This window comes from Proteiniclasticum sediminis (assembly GCF_018128025.1).
GTDB classification, from domain to species: domain Bacteria; phylum Bacillota; class Clostridia; order Clostridiales; family Clostridiaceae; genus Proteiniclasticum; species Proteiniclasticum sediminis.
In genome coordinates this window covers 1-827 of the sequence record NZ_JAGSCS010000062.1, presented here as the reverse complement: position 1 = coordinate 827, position 827 = coordinate 1, and the positions used below count along the sequence as shown (strand labels likewise).

General features: G+C 62.9%; 1 pseudogene. It reads right to left on the bottom strand.

Features of this window, described 5'->3' with window-relative positions:
- Window positions 1-827: pseudogene (locus tag KCG48_RS14525) on the bottom strand (RHS repeat domain-containing protein); the annotation flags it as partial.

Below are 827 nucleotides of genomic sequence, written 5' to 3'. Positions count from 1 at the left end.
CGGTAGACGTTCCCCTGCACCACCGCCTGGCGGGGATTGCCAAAATCATCATAGGCGAACTGGTAGGTTACCCCTTCCGCCGTCACGGCTTCGGTGAGCCGGCGTTTTCCCTCGGTGGAATAGGTATAGGTGGAAAAGTTTCCCTGGGGGTCCACAGTTTTAACGAGATCATGGCTGGTATTGTACTGAAACGTGGTATTGGCCTTCGCCAGATCCGCCGTGGCCACCAGATTGCCCTGGGCGTCGTACTGATAGCTCTGGCCGAACTCCTCCCGGTAGAGCTGCAGCCCGTCAAAAGCAGCGCTGTTGAGATTCTGCCCATATTCCACCACCACGGATACGCCGGTGTAGGCGCTGTCCGTCAGGACCGGCGTGCACAGGTACTGCCAGTCCTGGGTGTCCCGGTTGAAGGCGGTTCTTGCCCACTGCACGGTGCCGTCGGTTCGCTGAATTGCCAGGGTCAGGGCGAACTTTCGCTCGCCGGTCAGGGGCACCGAGGCTCCCCGGGCCCAGCCGCCCAAGACAAAGACCTCGCCGGCCGCCCCGGAAACGGGAACCGTCTGCAGGACGCTCTTGGCGGCGCTGGCTCCCCCGGTGATGCTCAGCACGGCATCGCTGAAGCTTGCCGGATGCGCCGGATCCGGGCTCTGGACGATGCCATCGCCGGCCACGAGACCCGTGGTGCTCCAGCGGGTCAGGCCCAGGGTAAAATCGCTGTTCTCCAGGAGATTGAAGCGGTTTGCCATCTCCCCTTCCTCCAGCTGCAGCTCATCAAACCAGGCGGTTCCGCTTTCCCCCTCAATGCCCACACAGGCCACGACCTGCGG